The following is a 17,582-nucleotide window of genomic DNA, read 5'->3' on the forward strand; positions in this document are numbered from 1 at the left end:
TCGACAGTCGTGGGGCTGGCCCGCGGGCCAGCCGGGAGATTATTTGATGCGTTTCTGCGCGTCCTTGAGCAGTTGCTCCAGCACCTTGCCTGGGTTCGCGTATTTGCGGCAGACGATCATCGCGGCGATGATGTACGGCTTCCAGCTTGCCTCTTTGTAGGTCGGGATCCGGTACTTCTCGAAGACGCCTTCGGTGACTTCGCCCGCCTCGCAGGAGACGCCGGTGATATCCGCCGGCAGACAGTGCATGTACAGCGCTTCGCCGTCACGGGTATGCTTCATCATCTCTTCCGTACAGTGCCAGTCTTTATGCCCGGCGTTCTGCGCCAGGCAGGCTTTCTCCAGCGCCTTCAGCCCTTCGTGGTCGTTAGCGCGCAGCAGTTCGGTGCGTTTTTCCATCACTTTGTACGGCGCCCAGGATTTCGGATAGACGATATCGGCGTCTTTAAAAGCTTCCTCCATGCTGTTGACCTGGCGGAAGCTGCCGCCGGAGGCCTGGGCGTTGTTTTTCGCCACTTCGATAACGTCCGGGATCAGGTCGTAGCCTTCCGGGTGGGCGAGGGTGACCTCCATACCGAAGCGGGTCATCAGGCCGATAATGCCCTGCGGCACCGAGAGGGGTTTGCCATAGCTCGGCGAATAGGCCCAGGTCATGGCGATCTTCTTGCCTTTCAGGTTCTCCAGCGAGCCGAAGTGCTCGCGCAGCCAGGCGAGGTCCGCCATGGACTGCGTTGGGTGGTCGATATCGCATTGTAAATTGATCAACGCCGGACGCTGCGGCAGAACACCCTGTTTGTGACCGTCATCCAGCGCTTCGCCGACTTCGCGCATATAGGCGTTGCCCGCGCCAAGGAACATGTCATCGCGAATGCCGATGGCGTCGGCGCAGAAGGAGATCATGTTGGCGGTTTCACGCACCGTTTCGCCGTGGGCAATCTGCGATTTCCCCTCATCCAGATCCTGCTGCGCCAGCCCTAACAGATTGAGGGCCGAGGCATAGGAGAAGCGGGTACGGGTTGAGTTATCGCGGAACACGGAAATGCCCAGGCCGCTGTTAAACACTTTGGTGGCAATATTTTCAGCGCGTAGCGTTTTCAGCGCGGCGGCGACGTCCAGCACCTGTTTCAACTCATCCGGCGATTGTTCCCAGGTCAGCAGAAAGTCTTTCTCACTGAGATGCGAGTTAAGTTTATTGATATCCTTAATCAGTTCGTTAACAGTTTTCATGTTTCAATCCTGGTCGTGAATGACGGCTTATTGATTGCTGTGCGGTCGGATATGCAGAGTTGCCGAATTAGCGACTGCCAGCGCTGTATTACCACTAACAATAAGCGTGCCAAATCGTCCGGGAGAGGCGGCGGAGAGGATTGAATAGTTAAGATTATGCCAGGTCTATCACGAATTCAGGCGAGTTATTACGAGAAAGGAAAGGTGAAATTTCTCCCCCGCCGTCCATTTCAACGAGACAGGCGCGGGTTGCCGCCGCAAATAATGCGATTATCATCTTCACATTGCGCCAATATGATAAAAATCGCTGCAAATTTATCATAATGATAAGAAATTGTGATAGCTCTTGCATATTTAAGATAAGGTGGGGGAATTGGCCCTATCTATATCAACGCGGGTAGCTAGAAGGAGTGTTATCATTCCCCGGAGATAAATAAAGCCGCTTCGCTTGACGCCGAACAGGTGAGCAATAATAGAAGGCCGATAGACATGATACCGTCCAAAGCACCCTCCATTTTAATGCAGATTCAGCCTACAATTCAAAAGTTTGCAAGGATGTTATCCAGCGTGCTGCAGCTGGAGGTCGAGATTGTTGATAACGAATTATACCGGGTCGCCGGAACCGGCGCTTATAGTAAACAGATTGGCTATAAATTAAATTCCAATTCGCGGCTTCTTCGTTACATTATTGAAACACAGACCGAGAAAGTCGTCACCCATTCCCGCTTCGACCCCCTCTGTAAAGACTGTAGCAATAAGGAGAAATGCGAGGAGAAAGCGTTTCTTGGCACGCCGGTGATGTATCACGACCGCTGCGTCGGCGTTATTAGTCTGGTTGCGCTGACGCGCGAGCAGCAGGAACGTATAAATGCGAATATCCAGGAGTTTTCTGATTATGTTCGTCATGTCTCAACCATATTCGTTTCCCGCTTTTTGCAGGAGCGGGCGGTCGGCGACAATATCCATAAAATATTTTTAACCATGATCGAAAATATGGATCAGGGCGTGCTGGTGATGGGCAACGATCAAAGAGTCAAATTTGCCAACCAGGCCGCATTGAAAATAATGAACGTCACTCAGGGGCAGGTGATTGGTAAGTCAATCCAGTTTCAGCCGCTGACCTTCGAAGATAATTTCAAGCACGGACATATGCAGCACATTATCTCCTTTGACGATCGCAAGGAGCTCATTATCGGTCAGCTGCACGCGGTGCAGGATCAGCGGTTATTTTTAATGGCGTTCCATCAGTCGCACTCTTCGGCCGATTTCAGCTGCGGGCAGGAAGGGCCGCAGATTGAGGCGATGGTGGGAGAATGTCGACCTATGCGGCAGCTTAAAAAGCTGATCAGCCGCGTGGCCCCGAGCCCATCCAGCGTGATGATTGCCGGCGAGAGCGGCACCGGCAAGGAGGTTGTTGCCCGCGCAATCCACAAACTCAGCGACCGCCACGCAAAGCCCTTTATCGCGATTAACTGCGCCGCGATCCCCGAGCAGCTGTTAGAAAGCGAACTGTTTGGCTACGTGAAGGGGGCGTTTACCGGCGCATCGGCGAACGGCAAGACCGGCCTGATTCAGGCGGCCAATAGCGGTACGCTGTTTCTTGACGAAATTGGTGATATGCCGCTCACTCTGCAGGCCAAGCTGCTGCGGGCCATTGAGTCACGTGAGATTCAGCCGGTGGGCGCCAGCCATCCGGTCCAGGTCGATATTCGTATCATATCGGCGACTAATCAAAACCTGGAACAGTATATCGCGGAAGGGAAGTTCCGCGAAGATCTCTACTATCGTCTGAACGTGATTCCGCTGCGCCTGCCGCCGCTGCGCGAACGTCAGGACGACATTGAGCTGCTGATTCACTATTTCCTGCATCTGCATACCGGTCGCCTCAATCTGGTATATCCTGGCGTGGCGCAGGACGTGATCGATTTCCTTAAACGTTACCGCTGGCCGGGCAACATTCGCGAGCTCAGCAACCTGATGGAGTACCTGGTCAACGTGGTGCCGTCGGGAGAAATCATTGATATGTCGCTGCTGCCGCCCAATTTGCTGAGCAGCAGCGAGCTGGCGAGTCAGCCGCCGTCTTCTGCTTCCGCGGCAGCGCCCCTCGCTCAGGAGGAGAACGTGACGGCGCTAGAAGAGATGGAGCGGCAGATGATCCGCGATGCGCTCTCGCGCTACAGTAATAAAAAACAGGCGGCGGACGAGCTGGGGATTGGTATCGCCACGCTGTATCGCAAAATAAAGAAATATTCGCTGGCGGCGGGTCAGAACTGACGGCAATGGCGGGCAATAAAAAATCCACGCAAGTGCGTGGATTTTATGAATGATATTTCTGCGAAGGAGAGCTTAGACGTTAAACAGGAAGTTCATCACATCGCCATCTTTCACGATGTAGTCTTTACCTTCAGCACGCATTTTCCCGGCTTCTTTGGCACCCTGCTCACCTTTATAGGTAATAAAGTCTTCATAAGCGATGGTCTGCGCGCGGATAAAGCCTTTTTCGAAGTCGGTGTGGATTTTACCCGCGGCCTGCGGTGCAGTGGCGCCGACCGGGATGGTCCATGCACGGACTTCCTTCACCCCTGCGGTGAAGTAGGTCTGCAGGTTCAGCAGCTCGTAGCCGGCGCGGATAACGCGGTTCAGGCCCGGCTCTTCGAGACCCAGCTCGGCCATAAACTCATCGCGGTCGGCATCGTCCAGCTCGGCGATGTCGGACTCAACGGCGGCGCAAACGGCGACCACCACGGAACCTTCGGCGGCGGCGATTTCGCGAACTTTATCAAGATAAGGGTTGTTCTCAAAACCGTCTTCGTTGACGTTGGCGATATACATGGTCGGCTTCAGGGTCAGGAAGCTCAGGTATTTAATCGCTGCTTTGTCTTCGTCGGTCAGGTTTTTCAGCGCACGCAGCATACCGGCGTTTTCCAACTGCGGCAGGCATTTTTCCAGCGCCGCCAGTTCGGCTTTCGCGTCTTTATCGCCGCCTTTGGCTTTTTTCTGCACGCGGTGGATGGCGCGCTCGCAGGTATCCAGGTCAGAGAGCGCCAGCTCGGTGTTGATCACCTCGATATCGTCAGCCGGATCCACTTTATTGTTAACGTGAATGATGTTGTCGTTTTCGAAACAGCGTACCACGTGACCGATAGCTTCGGTTTCGCGGATGTTGGTCAGGAACTGGTTGCCCAGGCCTTCACCTTTCGACGCGCCTTTAACGAGGCCGGCGATATCAACGAATTCCATCGTGGTCGGCAGAATACGCTGTGGTTTGACGATTTCAGCCAGTTTGTCCAGACGCGGATCGGGCATCGGCACGACACCGGTGTTCGGCTCAATGGTACAGAAGGGGAAGTTGGCCGCTTCAATACCCGCTTTGGTGAGCGCATTGAACAGGGTGGATTTGCCGACGTTGGGCAAACCGACGATACCGCATTTGAATCCCATGATTTAAATCACCTTAATCTTTGGATAATCAACCTGTTACAGTGAACAGATTGCAGAAAAGTAAATAGCTTCGCCTATTATACACGGTGCGTGACAAAAATTCCGCACGCCAACCGGTTATTGCGCTTTAAAAGCGTGTAAACGGTTGGTCGCTTTCGTCAGGCCATCTTTCAGCCACACCTCAGTGCAGCGTGCCGCTTCGTCAACGGCCTCATCAATCAGCTTCTGTTCGCTGGCGGGCGGTTTACCCAAAACAAAACCGACAACTTTATTTTTATCGCCCGGATGGCCGATTCCCACGCGTAAGCGGTGAAAGTTCGGGTTATTGCCCAGCTTACTAATGATATCTTTCAGGCCATTATGGCCGCCGTGTCCGCCGCCCAGCTTGAACTTCGCCACGCCTGGCGGTAAGTCGAGCTCATCGTGGGCGACGAGGATTTCGTCCGGGTTAATACGAAAGAAGGTCGCCATCGCGCCGACGGCTTTGCCGCTCAGGTTCATAAAGGTGGTCGGCACCAGCAGGCGGACATCTTCGCCGGCAAGGTTTATCCGCGAGGTGTAGCCGAAGAATTTGCTCTCTTCGCGCAGCGGCGCACGGTGGCGTTCCGCCAGTAAATCCACGTACCAGGCGCCAGCGTTATGTCGGGTCGCTGCGTATTCAGCGCCGGGGTTCGCCAGGCCGACAATTAATTTTATGCTCACTTTTTTATCCTGCTTGGTCGTTCTCTGGCGCGTAGTGTACTGTCTGCGCGCGCGGTTGACAAAGTTCTGCCAGCGAAGCGCGGCTGACAGAGATAATAACAGGTTTGAATAATTAGAATTTGATGTTGTTCAGAGGGTTATTTGTAAACTTTTGTTGGCAAGATGTTCGCTTCTGTGATCCTTCACGCAATCGGTATATTGCTCATTGTCTATACTACACCTATAAGATTTGGGGATATTCCCATGCAACCCAAGGTTCCGGAGGTGACATATGAAACGCAGAAACGCTTCGTTACTCGGTAATGTGCTGATGGGGTTGGGGTTGGTCGTCATGGTTGTCGGCGTTGGTTATTCTATTTTAAACCAGCTTCCGCAGCTTGACCTGCCGCAGTTTTTCGCGCACGGCGCGATCCTGAGTATCTTTGTCGGCGCTGTGCTGTGGCTGGCAGGCGCTCGCGTCGGCGGTCATGAACAGGTTAGCGACAGATACTGGTGGGTTCGTCACTACGACAAACGCTGCCGCCGCGATCAGCATCGCCACAGCTGAGTGAATTCCATACCACCAGCCGTTGTGAACGGCTGGTGCGTTTTAATGCCGTCCGTTCAGGCCGCCCGCATGTTGTTGTCTCAAATCCTCCTTATCTCTCTTCATCTTTCATCGGCACAGTCTGCCTAATACAATTCGCGTACTGAGCGCTTGACCCTGACGTAACGTCAGGCTGCAGAGTGGCGCCACTGGTCGATGAAAGGAGCAATCATGTTAATTCAGGTGGGAGAACTGGCGAAGCGCGCCGGAATGACCGTCCGTACGCTACATCATTATGAACAAACGGGATTGCTGACGCCTTCGGCCAGAAGCGCGGCGGGTTACCGGTTATATAATCTGGCGGCCGTAAAGCGGCTGCATATGATCAAAGCGCTGGCACAGGCCGGGCTGGAACTCGCCACTATCAAGGACTATCTCGACCGGGACGCTTTCTCGCTGTCCGACCTGCTGGTTAAGCAGATAACCACCCTCGACCGGCAGCTACAAACTCTCTCAACGTTGCGCCAGCGCCTGGCGCTGCTGCGTGAAGAGCTGGACAGCGGAGGCGAACCCGACCTGGAGTCCTGGCTACAAACGCTGGAGTTAATGAAAATGTACGATCGCTGGTTTAGTCAACAGGAGTTACAGGTGCTGCCGTTCGCGGAGCAGGATGAGCAGCGCAATCAGACCTGGCTGGAGCTGGTTAGCGAAGCGCAGCAGCTCATGCGCCAACGCTGCCCGGCAGACGCGCCGCAGGCAATGGCGCTGGCAACCCGCTGGATGGAGCAACTGGAGCAGGATACCGCCGGAAGGCCTGAGTTTCTGACCCGGCTGAATGAAATGCACGCCGCTGAGCCGCAGATGCGCGAGCAAACCGGAGTGACTCCGGAAACGATTGATTTTATTACCCATGCCTTTGCGGAAAGCAAGCTGGCCATCTGGGCGCGCTATCTGAATGCAGAAGAGCTGGCGTTTACGCGGCAGCACTATTTCGATCGCCTGATGGAATGGCCGGCGCTGGTGGCCGACCTGCATCGGGCCTGTCGTGAAAAGCAGGCCCCGGCATCCGTGGAAGGTCAGCAGCTGGCGCAGCGCTGGCTGGGGCTATTCCAGTCATATGCGGGAACGGATCCTCATACGCAGCAGAAGTTTCGTTATGCCATGGAGCGGGAGCCGCATTTGATGAAGGGAACCTGGATGACGGCGGAGGTGCTTGGCTGGCTTCAGCAGGCGATTGGCGTGATGATGCGGCAGGCATCAGGGCCTGCCGCCGGGTAATTAAATATCCGCCAGCGCGGCGTTGCGGTCCGGGTAGAAGCTCAGACGGCCCGGAATCGGTTTAACGCCTGCCCGCGCCAGGGTGCGCAGCGGCTGAAATTCCAGGTTCGACACGCGCAGCTCACAGCCTTCCGGCAGCTTCTTCACGAAACGCTGGAAGGCATCCAGTCCGCCGGCGTCCAGCACCGGCACCGCATCCCATTTCAGCACCACAATACGCTTGCCTGCGACCCGCGTTTCCAGATCGGTAAACAAGCCTTCCGCGGCGGCGAAAAACAGCGGACCAATGACGCGCAGCACCAGCACATCATCCGGAACCTCAACGTTGACCGGCGCCAGACGGGTCATCCGCGCGATCCGGCGCATAAACAGCAGGGAAGCCAGCACGATGCCGACGCTAATCGCGATGACCATATCAAACAGTACGGTCAGCGACATGCACATCAGCATGACGATAATGTCGTCTTTCGGCGCATAGCGCAGCAGGTTAACGACCTTGTACGCTTCGCTCATATTCCATGCCACCATCAGCAGCAGCGCCGCCATCGCGGAAAGCGGCAGCCAGGAGAGCAGAGGGGCAAGCACCAGCAGCGCCATAATCACCAGTAGCGCATGGATCACGGCGGAAACCGGCGAGGTCGCGCCAGCGCGGACGTTGGCCGCCGAGCGGGCGATGGCGGCGGTGGCAGTAATGCCGCCGAAGAACGGCGCCACGATATTGCCGAGCCCCTGGCCAATCAACTCGCTATTGGCCTTGTGTTTGGTGCCGGTCATGCCGTCCAGCACCACAGCGCACAGCAGGGACTCAATCGCCCCGAGCATGGCCATGGAAAACGCCGCCGGCAGCAGCGCCTGCAGCGAAGACCAGCTGAGGGTGAAGTCTGAACCCGGCATATCCCACGGCAGCACCAGCTGCGGCAGCAGCTGCGGAATACCGTTGCCCTGGCTGCCGTCGGCGAGAATATAGTGGAACTGAGAGCCAATGGTGGCGACGTGCCCGCCAAGCAGGTTGACTACGCCCATCACCGCGCAGCCCGCCAGCAGGGCCGGCAGGTGGCCCGGCAGACGAATCCCCAGACGCGGCCAGATAATCAGCGTGCCCAGCGTGACCACGCCGATGGCGGCATCGCCGGGATTAATGGTCGGCAGCGCCATCGCCAGCGCGCCGACTTTCTGCAGATAATGTTCAGGCACGTGCGCCATCTGCAGGCCGAGAAAATCTTTAATTTGCATGGTACCGATGGTGATACCGATCCCGGAGGTGAAGCCGAGAGTGACCGATAGCGGAATATACTCAATCAAGCGGCCAAAGCGCGCCAGGCCGAAAAGAATCAGGAAGATCCCCGACATCAAGGTGGCGACCAGCAGCCCGGCAAGTCCGAACTGCTGCGAGACTGGGTAGAGGATCACCACGAAAGCGGCGGTAGGCCCGGATACGCTGAAGCGTGACCCGCCGGTTAACGCAATGACGATCCCCGCCACCGCTGAGGTATAGAGACCGTACTGCGGCGCCACCCCGCTGCCAATTGCCAGCGCCATCGCCAGTGGGATAGCGATAATTCCGACGGTAATCCCGGCAATCACATCACGAGTAAACCGCGAAGCGGTATATTTTTCTTTCCAACAAGCGTCGATGAGGGCGCGGAAAGGCATCACATGTGAGGAAAATAATCTGTTCACAATAATGTTTCATCCATGAGCGCATCATCTGTCAACTAAATGGCAGGTGAAGGAGGCATCGGTCATTTCCACGTCATCCTTCGGGATGCCTCTGCGTTGGCTGCGTTCATTGACCCCGATCCTGTACTGCCTGTACGTTGCCGGAGATTCATTCACTTGCCGCCATGACGCATGCCGAATGATTTTGTGGAGAATAAAAGGTTTAGAGACAAAAAAACCCGCCGCAGCGGGTTTTTGTGCCGGGCTCGATTAATGTTCGAACATAGCAGAGATAGATTCTTCGTTGCTGATACGACGAATCGCTTCGGCCAGCATACCAGACAGCGTCAGGGTACGGACTTTTTCCAGCGCTTTGATTTCCGGCGTCAGCGGAATAGTATCGCAGACGACGAATTCGTCAATCACTGAGTTCTTGATGTTCTGGATAGCATTGCCGGAGAAGATCGGGTGCGTCGCGTAGGCGAATACGCGTTTAGCGCCGCGCTCTTTCAGCGCTTCAGCCGCTTTACACAGGGTGCCGCCGGTATCGATCATATCGTCAACCATTACGCAGTCGCGACCGGCGACGTCACCGATGATGTGCATCACCTGAGAAACGTTAGCGCGCGGACGGCGTTTGTCGATGATAGCCATATCGGTATCGTTCAGCAGCTTGGCGATAGCGCGAGCGCGAACTACGCCGCCGATGTCCGGAGAAACCACGATAGGGTTGTCCAGGTTCAGCTGCAGCATGTCTTCCAGCAGGATCGGGCTGCCGAATACGTTATCAACCGGAACGTCAAAGAAGCCCTGAATTTGTTCTGCGTGCAGGTCAACGGTCAGAACGCGGTCGACGCCGACGCTGGACAGGAAGTCAGCAACCACTTTCGCGGTGATAGGCACACGAGCAGAACGAACACGACGGTCCTGGCGAGCATAACCGAAGTAAGGGATAACAGCGGTGATACGACCTGCCGAAGCACGACGCAGAGCATCAACCATAACAACCAGTTCCATCAGGTTGTCGTTGGTGGGAGCACAAGTGGACTGGATGATGAAAATATCACCACCGCGTACGTTTTCATTGATTTGTACGCTGACTTCACCGTCGCTAAAACGACCTACGGCGGCGTCGCCAAGAGAAGTGTACAGGCGGTTGGCAATACGTTGTGCTAGTTCCGGGGTGGCGTTACCAGCAAAAAGCTTCATATCAGGCACGAGAAGAACCTCAGGCATGCGTCCAGTGGTGGATGAAATGGGCCAAAAACTGTGCGGGTGGGCACGATTTCATCCAGGCGGTGTATTAAAGAGCCCGATGCAACGTCTGGAACAGGGTGACGTTGTCACCGTAACTCAGTTTCCCCGGCGTTTTCGCCAAATTTGCTATAGTTTAGCAGAACTTAGCGCAGCGCCTGCTTGAGCGGAGAGATGTTAACACCTCGCGCCACGAAGCCATGCAGCCATGCCGGGGCTTTTTCAAGCACCTGACGAGCGGCGGATTCAGTGTCAAATTCAGCAAATACACATGCACCGGTGCCAGTCAGGCGCGACGGCGCATATTCTAACAGCCAGGAAAGCGCCGCATCAACCTCACGAAAACGTTTTCTTGCGATAACCTCGCAATCATTGCCGAATTTACATTTTAATAACGTATTAATTGACCTGACCGGGGTATCGCGCGGCAGTTGCGGATCGCGAAAAATGATCGGCGTTGGAATGCTGACTCCCGGATGCGCCACCAGATACCATTTTTCCTCCGGTTCGGCCGGGGTCAGAATTTCCCCAATACCTTCGGCAAAGGCCGCGTGCCCGCGAACGAACACCGGCACGTCGGCGCCCAGCTGCAGACCCAAAGCCGCCAGCTGATCTTCCGAGAGATGGCAGCCCCATAAATGATTCAGCGCCACCAGAACGGTTGCGGCGTTGGACGAGCCGCCGCCGAGGCCGCCGCCCATCGGCAGCACCTTGTCGATGCTGATATCGGCGCCGCTGCCCGGGGGAAGCGTCCCGGCCTGCGCTGCGGCCTGCATTAATAGCCTGGCCGCGCGGATGATCAGGTTCTCTTCATCCGGCACGCCTTCAACCGGCGTCAGCAGACGCAGTTGACCGTCATCGCGCGGTTCAATCGTCAGCGTGTCGCCATAATCCAGAAACTGAAACAGCGTCTGCAGCGTGTGGTAACCGTCGACGCGCCGCCCGGTAATGTACAAAAACAGGTTCAGCTTTGCGGGAGAGGGCCAGCGGGTCATCATTTCACAATCCAGTTATCCATTTTCAGCTTGATGCGCTGGCTGCCGTCGTTAAGCTCCATATTGGCCGGCAGCGACGGTTTTGTGTCGGAGGTGTAACCGCCCCAGGTGACGTGCCAGGTCTTGCCGTTTTGCGTGTAATTCAGTTCGCGCAGGCGGTACTGGTCATCAAGCGAGTAGTCGGTGGCTTCGCCAGGCAGGCCAATAATCCACTGGCGCAGGCTATTGAGCGGAATCGGCATGCCGGTCAGCCGGCCAATCATCTCTTCGGCATCGGTCGCCGTGTAGGTCTGTCCTTTATTATCAATCAGCTGCACGTTGCCCGGCTGGGCGGTTAACGACAGCTCGGTGCTACCGAGCGGGTTAGTCAGCAGCAGGCGATAGCGGTCCTGGCCGGTTTGCTGCCAGAAGAAGCGGGCATACACCTTTTGCTCATCCGAAAGATAAGCGAAAGCGCCGCGCGTCTGAAACTGATTGAGATTGCGGACATCTTGCTGGTGCTGACGCCACTGTGGAGAATCCGGGCTTTTACCCGGCCCTTTCGGAGCATTAATCGCACAGGCGGTCAGGACGAGGCTTGCCAGCGGCAACAGGCGGAACAGTCGATTCATAATGATGACAAATCCTTGATGTCTACAGTGAAATGCGGCAAATGAGAGTAACAGCTGGCCGATTTGTGTAGCGGGTTACAATAATAACCATTAATGCTAGCGTTGCCGGGCGGTAGCGTCTACGTTCAAGTTGTCTGAAATCAAAAAATTACCGTTAATGGCTATTACAGATTAGCTATTACTCCAAAAGGGGAGCCTCTCTTTTATTGATTACGCGCATCCTGTATGATGCCTGCAGACTAACCTTAGCAACGCTGGTACTACTCCCTCACAATGACGCTTTTAGCTCTTGGCATTAACCACAAAACAGCTCCTGTAGCGCTGCGAGAACGCGTAACGTTTTCGCCGGACACGCTCGACCAGGCGCTGGAGAGCTTGCTGGCTCAGCCAATGGTGCAGGGCGGGGTGGTGCTGTCGACCTGTAACCGCACGGAACTCTACCTCAGCGTCGAAGAGCAGGATAACCTTCAGGAAGTTCTTATCCGCTGGCTGTGCGATTACCACGGCTTAAATGAAGACGATCTGCGCAAAAGCCTCTACTGGCATCAGGACAACGATGCGGTCAGCCATCTGATGCGCGTCGCCAGCGGTCTTGATTCGCTGGTGCTGGGCGAGCCGCAGATCCTCGGGCAGGTAAAAAAAGCCTTTGCTGATTCCAGCCGCGGGCATCTTAACGTCAGCGAGCTGGAGCGCATGTTCCAGAAGTCGTTCTCAGTGGCCAAACGCGTGCGTACCGAAACCGATATCGGCGCCAGCGCGGTCTCCGTGGCCTTTGCCGCCTGTACTCTGGCGCGGCAAATCTTTGAATCCCTCTCCAGCGTTACCGTGCTGCTGGTTGGCGCCGGTGAAACCATTGAGCTGGTGGCCCGCCATCTGCGCGAGCATAAGGTGCGCAAAATGGTGATTGCCAACCGCACCCGCGAGCGCGCTCAGGCGCTGGCCGATGAGGTTGGCGCGGAGGTGATCGCCCTGAGCGACATCGACGAGCGGCTTAAAGAAGCGGATATCATTATTAGTTCTACCGCCAGCCCGCTGCCGATTATCGGTAAAGGGATGGTGGAGCGTGCGCTGAAGGCGCGCCGCAACCAGCCGATGCTGCTGGTCGATATTGCCGTTCCGCGCGATGTCGAACCGGAGGTTGGCAAACTGGCGAACGCCTATCTCTACAGCGTTGACGATCTGCAAAACATCATTCAGCACAACCTGGCGCAGCGTAAAGCCGCGGCGGTGCAGGCAGAAACCATTGTTGAGCAGGAAGCCAGCGAATTTATGGCCTGGCTGCGCGCCCAGAGCGCCAGCGAGACTATCCGCGAATATCGCTCCCAGGCCGATCAGGTCCGCGAGGAGCTGACGGCTAAAGCGCTGGCGGCGCTCAATCAGGGCGGCGATGCGCAGGAAATTATGCAGGATCTGGCGCGCAAGCTGACTAACCGCCTGATCCACTCGCCAACCAAATCTCTTCAGCAGGCCGCCCGTGACGGGGATGATGAACGCCTGCATATTCTGCGCAACAGCCTCGGGCTGGAATAGCGCACCTTTCTCTCTTTTTTTAGGACAGGGTGAATTCACGCCTATGAAGCCTTCTATTGTTGCCAAACTGGAAGCCCTTTACGAACGCCATGAGGAAGTTCAGGCGCTACTCGGCGATGCCGCGACTATCGCCGATCAGGATAAGTTTCGCGCGTTATCCCGCGAATACGCGCAGCTGAGCGACGTCGCCCGCTGCTATACCGACTGGCGCCAGCTGCAGGATGATATCGAAGCCGCGCAGATGATGCTCGATGACCCGGAAATGCGCGAAATGGCGCAGGAAGAGCTGCGCGAAGCGAAAGAGAAGGGTGAACAGATGGAGCAGCAGCTGCAGGTTCTGCTGCTGCCTAAAGACCCGGACGACGAGCGTAACGCGTTTGTTGAAGTTCGCGCCGGTACCGGCGGCGATGAAGCGGCGCTGTTCGCGGGCGATCTGTTCCGTATGTACAGCCGTTACGCGGAATCGCGCCGTTGGCGCGTGGAAATCATGAGCGCCAACGAAGGCGAGCACGGCGGCTTTAAAGAAGTGATCGCCAAAATCAGCGGCGACGGCGTTTATGGTCGGCTGAAGTTCGAATCCGGCGGCCATCGCGTACAGCGCGTACCGGCCACCGAATCCCAGGGACGTATTCATACCTCCGCCTGCACCGTGGCGGTGATGCCAGAGTTGCCGGAAGCCGAAATGCCGGACATCAACCCGAGCGATCTGCGCATCGATACCTTCCGTTCCTCCGGCGCGGGCGGTCAGCACGTTAACACCACCGACTCGGCGATCCGTATTACTCACCTGCCGACCGGCATTGTCGTCGAGTGTCAGGACGAACGTTCTCAGCACAAAAACAAAGCGAAAGCGCTGTCGGTGCTTGGCGCGCGCATCCGCGCCGCCGAAGTCTCCAGGCGCCAGCAGGCGGAAGCTTCCGAGCGTCGTAACCTGCTGGGCAGCGGCGATCGCAGCGATCGTAACCGCACCTATAACTTTCCGCAGGGCCGCGTGACCGATCACCGCATCAACCTGACGCTCTACCGTCTGGACGAAGCGATGGAAGGCAAACTGGATATGCTGATTGAGCCGATCGTTCAGGAATATCAGGCCGATCAGCTGGCCGCCCTTTCCGAGCAGGAATGATGACTTTTCAGCAGTGGCTGATCCAGGCTATCGCCCGCCTGAGCCAAAGTGAAAGCCCGCGCCGGGATGCCGAAATCCTGCTGGGTCACGTGACCGGCAGAGCGCGAACCTATATTCTCGCCTTTGGCGAAACGGCGCTGACCGCGGCGCAGGCCGCAGAGCTGGAAACGCTACTCAGCCGTCGCGCCAGGGGCGAACCGGTAGCTCACCTGGTGGGCCAGCGCGAATTCTGGTCGCTGCCGCTGTTCGTCTCTCCCGCGACGCTGATTCCGCGTCCGGATACCGAGTGCCTGGTTGAACAGGCGCTGGCGCGCTTACCCGGTGAGCCGTGCCGCATTCTCGATCTCGGCACCGGCACCGGCGCGATCGCTCTGGCGCTGGCCAGCGAACGCCCGGACTGCCGCGTCACCGCCGTCGACGTGATGCCCGATGCGGTCGCGCTGGCCGCGCGCAACGTTGAACATCTCGCTATGCCTAACGTTAGCGTGCTGCAAAGCGACTGGTTTAGCGCGCTCGCCGGGCAGCAGTTCGACATCATCGTCAGCAATCCGCCCTATATCGACGAAACTGACCCGCATCTGGCGCAGGGCGATGTCCGCTTTGAGCCGAAAACGGCGCTGGTCGCCGCCGATGGCGGTCTGGCCGATCTGGCGCATATCATCCGCGAAGGCCGCCGCTATCTTGCTGCCGGCGGCGTGATGCTGCTGGAACATGGCTGGACGCAGGGCCTGGCGGTGCGGGAGCTCTTTCGCGAGGCGGGTTATGGTAATATTGCCACCTGCCGCGATTATGGAGACAACGAGCGCCTGACGCTCGGGCATTATCAGGGAGAGGTATGAATCTGTTTAACGCGGTACTGTATTTGCATATCGCCTGCGTAGTGGTCTCGGTCAGCCTGTTCGTGCTGCGCTACTGGTGGAGCTGGAGCGGGAACCGCCTGCTCGACCAGCGCTGGGTCCGCATTGCGCCGCACTGTAGCGATACGCTGCTGTTTCTCAGCGGCGCGGGATTAATGGCAATAACGCACTATCTGCCGTTTACCGAAGAGGGTACATGGCTGACTGAGAAGCTGTTTGGCGTTATCATTTATATCGCATTGGGATTTATCGCGCTGGGCCGTCGTCGCTCGCGCAGTCAGCAGAGCCGGTTTGTCGCCTTTCTGCTGGCCCTGGTGGTGTTGTTTATCATTATTCAACTCGCCATCACAAGAATACCGTTATTGGGGTAAGGCATGAGGTCGTTAGCTGATTTCGAATTTAATAAAGCGCCGTTATGTGACGGCATGGTCCTCATTTCTGAATTAATCCGCGACGATTTTCCGACGCACTATGTGCAGGATGAGCTGGAGCGGCTGCTGGCCCTGGCGCAGGAGGAGATTGCCTCTTCCTGGGACCAGGAACGTCAGATAGAGCGTCTGCTGGAGCTGTTCTATCACGACTGGGGCTTCAGCGATTCACGCGGCGTTTACCGTCTGTCCGATGTGCTCTGGCTTGATAAGGTCCTCAACAACCGTCAGGGTAGCGCGGTGTCGTTAGGCGCAATCCTGCTGTGGATCGCTCAGCGTCTGGCGCTGCCGGTGGTTCCGGTTATTTTCCCGACCCAGATGCTGCTGCGCGCCGATCCGCAAGAGAGCGAAGAGATGTGGCTCATTAATCCGTTTAACGGCGAAACGCTGAACGAGCATATGCTGGAAGTGTGGCTGAAGGGTAATATTAGCCCGGTCGCCGAGCTGTTTAACGAAGATCTCGACGAAGCCGATAACGCGGAAGTGATCCGTAAGCTGCTCGACACCCTGAAATCGGCGCTGATGGAAGAGCGGCAGATGGAGCTGGCGTTACGCACCAGCGAAGCGCTGCTGCAGTTCAACCCGGAAGATCCGTACGAAATTCGCGATCGCGGGCTGATATACGCCCAGCTCGATTGCGATCACGTGGCGTTGCAGGACCTCAGTTACTTCGTTGAACAGTGCCCGGAGGATCCCATTAGCGAGATGATCCGCGCGCAGATCAACACCATTTCGCACAAACAAATTACTTTGCATTAAAGCCAATCCCAGCAGGCGCTCCTGGCGCAGCCAGTTTGGACACGGACAGCGCTTCGATCCCGGAGCGTACACGTAGTACGTGAGGATTGACTCGCGACGCTCGCCCTCCGGGCCGCCCTGAAGGGCGTTCAAAATACTTTCGTATTTTGTCGAGCACTGCCCAGGTCCAAAATGGCAAGCAAAATAGTCCTGATTGGATAGGCTTTAGTCTGAAACCATTCCGGTTACACCCTGATAAGGCGAACTTATGAAACAAAAAGTGGTTAGCATTGGTGATATCAACGTAGCAAACGACCTGCCATTCGTGCTGTTTGGTGGCATGAACGTGCTCGAATCCCGCGACCTTGCGATGCGTATCTGCGAACACTACGTGACCGTCACGCAGAAGCTGGGTATTCCTTACGTGTTTAAAGCCTCTTTTGATAAAGCTAACCGTTCTTCCATCCACTCCTATCGCGGGCCGGGGCTGGAAGAAGGGATGAAGATTTTTCAGGAGCTGAAGCAGACTTTCGGCGTGAAAATCATCACCGACGTTCACGAAGCCAGCCAGGCTCAGCCGGTGGCTGACGTGGTTGACGTTATTCAGCTGCCAGCGTTCCTCGCCCGCCAGACCGACCTGGTTGAAGCGATGGCGAAAACTGGCGCGGTGATCAACGTGAAAAAACCGCAGTTCGTGAGCCCGGGCCAGATGGGCAATATCGTCGATAAGTTCATCGAAGGCGGCAATGACAAAGTCATTCTTTGCGATCGCGGCGCGAACTTCGGCTACGATAACCTGGTGGTCGACATGCTGGGCTTCGGGGTGATGAAAAAAGCCTCCAATAACTCACCGGTTATCTTCGACGTTACCCACGCTCTGCAGTGCCGCGACCCGTTTGGCGCCGCGTCCGGCGGACGCCGCGCGCAGGTTGCCGAGCTGGCGCGCGCCGGGATGGCGGTGGGTATCGCTGGCCTGTTTATTGAAGCGCACCCGGATCCGGAACACGCGAAATGCGACGGTCCGTCCGCGCTGCCGCTGGATAAACTGGAGCCGTTCCTCAAGCAGATGAAAGCCATCGACGATCTGGTCAAAGGTTTTGATGAGCTGGATACCAGCAAGTAACCGCGCCTGAAATGACAAAAGCCTGCCCGTTGCAAAACCGGCAGGCTTTTTTTATCTCCCCGGCAGAGGTATACGCCGCCGGGGGGA

Annotated in this window: 16 protein-coding genes; 9 read left to right on the forward strand and 7 right to left on the reverse strand. The window is 56.5% G+C overall.

What is annotated here, in order from left to right; genetic code table 11:
* Positions 1–39: 39 nt before the first annotated feature.
* Positions 40–1,227: a knotted carbamoyltransferase YgeW gene (gene ygeW / locus K7H21_RS11200; protein WP_004121840.1), complete on the reverse strand. Its 1,188-nt coding sequence runs from the start codon at positions 1,225–1,227 to the stop codon at positions 40–42.
* A gap of 489 nt (positions 1,228–1,716) precedes the next feature.
* Here ygeW and K7H21_RS11205 point away from each other — a divergent pair, with 489 nt between their 5' ends.
* Positions 1,717–3,501 (forward strand): sigma-54 interaction domain-containing protein, encoded by a 1,785-nt coding sequence (locus tag K7H21_RS11205; protein ID WP_049113582.1) that lies wholly within the window; start codon positions 1,717–1,719, stop codon positions 3,499–3,501.
* Between the two features lie 72 nt (positions 3,502–3,573).
* Here K7H21_RS11205 and ychF read toward each other — a convergent pair whose 3' ends face one another.
* Together ychF and pth are read right to left on the reverse strand one after the other, a co-directional pair.
* Positions 3,574–4,668 (reverse strand): redox-regulated ATPase YchF, encoded by a 1,095-nt coding sequence (gene ychF / locus K7H21_RS11210; protein ID WP_049113556.1) that lies wholly within the window; start codon positions 4,666–4,668, stop codon positions 3,574–3,576.
* 117 nt (positions 4,669–4,785) lie between these two features.
* Positions 4,786–5,370: an aminoacyl-tRNA hydrolase gene (pth, locus tag K7H21_RS11215; protein WP_004121831.1), complete on the reverse strand. Its 585-nt coding sequence runs from the start codon at positions 5,368–5,370 to the stop codon at positions 4,786–4,788.
* A gap of 271 nt (positions 5,371–5,641) precedes the next feature.
* On the opposite strand from pth, the gene ychH reads away from it, so the two are divergent.
* Together ychH and K7H21_RS11225 are read left to right on the forward strand one after the other, a co-directional pair.
* On the forward strand, positions 5,642–5,917 hold the full coding sequence (gene ychH / locus K7H21_RS11220) for a stress-induced protein YchH (RefSeq protein ID WP_004121828.1): 276 nt from the start codon (positions 5,642–5,644) through the stop codon (positions 5,915–5,917).
* 210 nt (positions 5,918–6,127) lie between these two features.
* A complete protein-coding gene (locus K7H21_RS11225) occupies positions 6,128–7,174 on the forward strand; it encodes a MerR family transcriptional regulator (protein ID WP_223035780.1) in 1,047 nt (348 codons plus the stop codon).
* Here the strand turns inward: K7H21_RS11225 and dauA are convergent, their stop codons facing one another.
* The 4 genes from dauA to lolB form a co-directional block, all read right to left on the reverse strand.
* A complete protein-coding gene (gene dauA, locus K7H21_RS11230) occupies positions 7,175–8,854 on the reverse strand; it encodes a C4-dicarboxylic acid transporter DauA (RefSeq protein ID WP_223035781.1) in 1,680 nt (559 codons plus the stop codon).
* A gap of 249 nt (positions 8,855–9,103) precedes the next feature.
* The gene (gene prs / locus K7H21_RS11235; RefSeq protein WP_004103157.1) at positions 9,104–10,051 is read right to left on the reverse strand and encodes a ribose-phosphate diphosphokinase; all 948 of its coding nucleotides are present in this window, start codon (positions 10,049–10,051) and stop codon (positions 9,104–9,106) included.
* A gap of 182 nt (positions 10,052–10,233) precedes the next feature.
* Positions 10,234–11,082: a 4-(cytidine 5'-diphospho)-2-C-methyl-D-erythritol kinase gene (ispE, locus tag K7H21_RS11240; protein ID WP_162626066.1), complete on the reverse strand. Its 849-nt coding sequence runs from the start codon at positions 11,080–11,082 to the stop codon at positions 10,234–10,236.
* Positions 11,082–11,693, reverse strand: a complete 612-nt coding sequence (gene lolB / locus K7H21_RS11245; RefSeq protein WP_004103154.1) for a lipoprotein insertase outer membrane protein LolB — start codon at positions 11,691–11,693, stop codon at positions 11,082–11,084. The genes ispE and lolB overlap by 1 nt, the downstream gene beginning before the upstream one ends.
* Before the next feature lie 273 nt (positions 11,694–11,966).
* Here lolB and hemA point away from each other — a divergent pair, with 273 nt between their 5' ends.
* From hemA to kdsA, 6 genes are all read left to right on the forward strand, one after another.
* Positions 11,967–13,223: a glutamyl-tRNA reductase gene (hemA, locus tag K7H21_RS11250; protein WP_004121817.1), complete on the forward strand. Its 1,257-nt coding sequence runs from the start codon at positions 11,967–11,969 to the stop codon at positions 13,221–13,223.
* Positions 13,224–13,266: 43 nt separating this feature from the next.
* On the forward strand, positions 13,267–14,349 hold the full coding sequence (gene prfA / locus K7H21_RS11255) for a peptide chain release factor 1 (RefSeq protein ID WP_004851884.1): 1,083 nt from the start codon (positions 13,267–13,269) through the stop codon (positions 14,347–14,349).
* The gene (gene prmC, locus K7H21_RS11260; RefSeq protein ID WP_087828966.1) at positions 14,349–15,188 is read left to right on the forward strand and encodes a peptide chain release factor N(5)-glutamine methyltransferase; all 840 of its coding nucleotides are present in this window, start codon (positions 14,349–14,351) and stop codon (positions 15,186–15,188) included. The genes prfA and prmC overlap by 1 nt, the downstream gene beginning before the upstream one ends.
* Complete coding sequence (sirB2, locus tag K7H21_RS11265) at positions 15,185–15,577, forward strand: invasion regulator SirB2 (protein ID WP_004121807.1); 393 nt, start codon at positions 15,185–15,187, stop codon at positions 15,575–15,577. The genes prmC and sirB2 overlap by 4 nt, the downstream gene beginning before the upstream one ends.
* A gap of 3 nt (positions 15,578–15,580) precedes the next feature.
* On the forward strand, positions 15,581–16,393 hold the full coding sequence (gene sirB1, locus K7H21_RS11270) for an invasion regulator SirB1 (RefSeq protein ID WP_004121806.1): 813 nt from the start codon (positions 15,581–15,583) through the stop codon (positions 16,391–16,393).
* 247 nt (positions 16,394–16,640) lie between these two features.
* Positions 16,641–17,495: a 3-deoxy-8-phosphooctulonate synthase gene (gene kdsA / locus K7H21_RS11275; RefSeq protein ID WP_004851877.1), complete on the forward strand. Its 855-nt coding sequence runs from the start codon at positions 16,641–16,643 to the stop codon at positions 17,493–17,495.
* Positions 17,496–17,582 lie beyond the last annotated feature (87 nt).

It is taken from the genome of Klebsiella sp. CTHL.F3a, assembly GCF_019890895.1.
Lineage (GTDB): Bacteria > Pseudomonadota > Gammaproteobacteria > Enterobacterales > Enterobacteriaceae > Klebsiella > Klebsiella grimontii.